The sequence below is a fragment of the Streptomyces sp. NPDC051183 genome, from assembly GCF_040682455.1.
Taxonomy (GTDB): Bacteria; Actinomycetota; Actinomycetes; order Streptomycetales; family Streptomycetaceae; genus Streptomyces.
The window spans coordinates 1-3,546 of record NZ_JBFBBA010000039.1 but is presented as its reverse complement, the minus strand read 5'-3'; the positions used below and the strand labels follow the sequence as shown (position 1 = coordinate 3,546).

Below are 3,546 nucleotides of genomic sequence, written 5' to 3'. Positions count from 1 at the left end.
GGAGCCGGACGCTGCCGGCCGGACGGGCTGGGCCGGCGCCGCGGTCAGGACGGGCCCGGCGTCGCGGAACAGTTCGGCGAGGGTGCCGCCGGGGTTGCGGGCGGCGTTGCCGACGGCTTCGCGGAGGGAGTCGGCGATGCCCTGCGCCACGACGGGCGGCAGCAGCGCCAGGTCGTGCTCCAGTTCCAGGAGCCAGCCCTCGGCGGTGGGGGTGGCGAACAGCAGCAGGTCGAACTTGGCGGTGCCGTTGCCGTGCTGGCGCACCGACCGTACGGGACCCCCCGGCTCGACCACGGTGCTGTCCTGCATGGCGAGCAGCGCCGAGAACACCGGGTTGCGGTTGCTGGAGCGGTTCGGCGCGCCGTGCGCCGCGATCCGGTTGAAGGGGATGTGGGAGCGGAACTTCGTGTCCTCGGCCTCCTCGTCCACCACCTTGGCGACGAACTCGTCGAAGGGGGAGGTCCAGTCGACCGGCACGGCCATCGGCAGGGTGTTGACGAAGAACCCGCACAGGCCGAAGGAGCCGAGGGTGCGCCGGGACATCAGGGTGGCGCCGAGCGTCGCGTGGTCTCCGCCCGAGTGCCGGGCCAGGACCGTCGCGTACACCGCCGCGTAGAAGGTGAAGGCGGTGACGCCCAGCTTCCGGCACACCGCGTCGACGGCCGCGGACTCCGAGGGGGTGAGCGGGAGTTCGATCCGCGCACCGGCGAAGTCGGTCTCGGTCGGACGGCCCGGCCGGGGGTAGAGCTCGGTCGCCCGGACGGTGGCGAGACGGGCGGCCAGTGCGGCGGCCTCCTCCTCGGTCTCCTCGTCGGCCGCGGCGGCGAGCTGCGCCTGGAGTTCGGTGCGCAGCGCGCCCTCGCGGCCGGCGCGCAGCGCCTCCACGTCGAGGGTGCCGGCGAGCGCGGCGGTCAGGTCACCGACGAACGGCCCGGCGGAGAACCCGTCGAAGACCGTGTGGTGGACGGCGAGCAGCAGCGTGGCGGCGGACTCGTCGTCGCAGCGCAGATGGGCCGCGCGGAAGAGCGGTGGATCGTCCAGGGAGAAGACGTGGTCGGACAGCTGCGCGAGCAACGCGGTGCGACGGCCCGGGAATTCGGCCGCGGACGTCTCTTCGGCGTCCAGCGGGAGGCGTTCGGGCGGGAGCGGGGCAAGCAGCTCGGCGTGCGGCGAAGGCGCCTCGTGCAGCCCCAGCCGGAGCGCGGGCTGTACGGCGGTCACGGCCGCGAGTGCGGCGCGCAGGTCGCACGCCGCCGTGCGGGGGTCGAGCCGGAACTCCAGGACGATGTTGTAGAGGTTGCGGGCGGCAACCGACCGGTCGATGACGAGCAGCCCGAGCTGGGCCTCGGTCACCGGGAAAATCTGGGTGTTCTGCACAGGAAGACCTCACGGGTATGCGGGCGGCATCGGCGGTGAACCCACAAAATCATTCCTTCGCAAAGGTTTCAAATGTAATCGGCGACGCCGATCGAAATGCGATGCGCCCTGCCCCCGGAGCCGTCCGGGGCAGGGCGCATCGGCGGTACGGGGAGGCCGTCAGCCGGCCGGAGCCGCCATCACCTGCTGCGCGTAGGCCGCGGCGGCCGGGCCCAGTTGCACCGAACCGTGGCCCGCGACGGCGTGGATGTCCCGCCAGAAGCGCTGGAGCTCCCCGTCCTCGTCCTGGCCGCGGGCACCGGCGCTGCGGTAGAGCCGCTCCACGGCGGTGACCAGCAGATCGATCGCCACGGCGCAGTCGCGCAGGTTCAGCGGCACCTGCGCCGCAGGGTTTCCGGCCCCGTCGGCCCGGTGCGCCGCACCCGCGAGCAGCAGCCCGGCGGCGTCGATCTCGGCCGACGAGCGGGCGAGCACCTGCTGGCAGGTGCCGTCCTCGAAGGCCGGGCGGCCGTCCGGAGTCCGCCGCTCGCGGGTGATCGCGGTCCAGGCCCGCAGCGCCCCCCGGGCCGCCCCCAGCGCCGGCGCGACGAAGAGCAGGGAGGCCACCAGGGGGAACGGGATCCGATGGCAACGGGCCGCCTCGGGATCCGCCGAGCCGGCCAGCAGGTCCTCGCGCGTCATGGCGCGGTGTTCGGGGACGAAGGCGCCGTCGACGCTCACCGTGTGGCTCCCGGTGCCGCGCAGCCCGGCATTGCGCCAGGTGTCGTGGACCCGTACGTCGGCGGCCGGCACGGCCAGGATGCGCTGGCGGGGGCCTTCGGGGCCGTCCTCGACGCTGGCCAGCAGCACCCACCGCGCATGGCGTACCGCGCTGGCCGTGGCCCAGCTGCCCGAAAGCCGCCAACCGCCGGGCACTTCGGTGAGTTCACCGGACGGCGGCACAACAGCGGCCGCTATGGACACATCCGGCGACTCCTGCCACAGTTCTTCCTGAGCCTCCCGTGGCAGATGGGCGGCGAGTCGACCGTGGGCCGCCAGCAGTGCGGCGCACCAGGCGGCGGACGGGTCCTCCTCCCCCACCACTGCGACCGCCTCCACGATCTCGGCGAAGGTACCGGCCGAGCCCGACCAGCGCCGGGGCACGAAGTGCCGCAGGAATCCCGCCTCGGACAAGGCCGAGACCACGGCGGGGCGCAGATCCCTGTCCTGTTCGGACCCCTTCGCGTGACGGGCCGCCTCCGCTGCGGCAACTCGGCTCGCGAGCGGTGTTGTTGCTCCGGACGACAGGTGACTGGACATGAGCGGCGCCTCCTTGGCGGCTGTCAGAGAAAGAATTCACAGACGAATGTTTTTGGGTGTAGGTTCATACCCCCGCACTTCTGCGGCACTTCAGGCAGGCAAGGAGTCGGCCCTCCGATGAAACAGGACAGGTCGCGGCGCACACACGCGCTGGTCTTGGACGCAGCCGCCGCGGAGTTCGCCGCCCATGGGTTCGCCCGTACCAATCTGCAGATCGTGGCTCGGCACACCGGGCTGACCAAGGGGGCGGTGTACGGCCACTTCTCCTCCAAGGAGGCCCTGGCCGACGAACTGGTCCGCCTCTTCGAGGAGTGCTGGGGGGACTTGCTGCGCAGCGCCGAACAGAGCGCGACCGCGCCCGCGGCGGGCCTGCGCACGCTGCTGCTGGAGCTGACCCGGCACGTCCAGGAGGACGTACGGTTCACGGCGGGCCTGCGCCTGGCCTCCGAGGAGGCCCGGGCGACGGGCGAAACGCCCGCCTTCATCGCGGGGTTGGGCGACACGATCGCCCGCCTCGTGCGGAGCGCGCAGGAGCACGGGGTCGTCGACCCCGCGCTCGACGCCGACGCCGTGAGCCGGCTGCTGCTGGCCCTCGTGCTCGGCATGCACCAGATCACCTCCACCGCGGCGGCCGATCCGACGCCCCAGCAGGTCCTCGCCATATGGGACTTGACCCTCCTCCTCATCCGCCCCGCCGCCGACTGAACGCTCCCGCGGGCCGCGCGGGACAGGCGCGGCGCACGGGAGGCGTCGAAGGCAGGGGCTGGAGAGGGGACGACGGCCCAGGGGGTGTCTGGCGGATCGGGGCCGGGCCCGGCCCTGATCCGCCACCCACCCCCCACACCCCCCACAGCCGGCGGGGCCGGGGCC

At 73.2% G+C, this 3,546-nt stretch carries 3 protein-coding genes; 1 reads left to right on the top strand and 2 read right to left on the bottom strand.

Annotation, left to right across the window (positions count from 1 at the left end; translation table 11 throughout):
• Together AB0M99_RS28930 and AB0M99_RS28925 are read right to left on the bottom strand one after the other, a co-directional pair.
• Nucleotides 1–1,353, bottom strand: a 1,353-nt coding sequence (locus tag AB0M99_RS28930; RefSeq protein ID WP_365925513.1) for a condensation domain-containing protein, incomplete at its 3' end; no start/stop codon positions are given.
• A 183-nt stretch (nt 1,354–1,536) separates the two neighbouring features.
• Complete coding sequence (locus AB0M99_RS28925; RefSeq protein WP_365925511.1) at nt 1,537–2,676, bottom strand: acyl-CoA dehydrogenase family protein; 1,140 nt, start codon at nt 2,674–2,676, stop codon at nt 1,537–1,539.
• A gap of 117 nt (nt 2,677–2,793) precedes the next feature.
• Here AB0M99_RS28925 and AB0M99_RS28920 point away from each other — a divergent pair, with 117 nt between their 5' ends.
• Nucleotides 2,794–3,381: a TetR/AcrR family transcriptional regulator gene (locus AB0M99_RS28920; protein ID WP_365925509.1), complete on the top strand. Its 588-nt coding sequence runs from the start codon at nt 2,794–2,796 to the stop codon at nt 3,379–3,381.
• The last annotated feature ends 165 nt before the right edge of the window (nt 3,382–3,546 follow it).

Coding starts and splice junctions, on each gene's coding strand:
- AB0M99_RS28925 (WP_365925511.1), bottom strand. CDS start 2,676: ATGTCCAGTCACCTGTCGTCCGGAGCAACAACACCGCTCGCGAGCCGA.
- AB0M99_RS28920 (WP_365925509.1), top strand. CDS start 2,794: ATGAAACAGGACAGGTCGCGGCGCACACACGCGCTGGTCTTGGACGCA.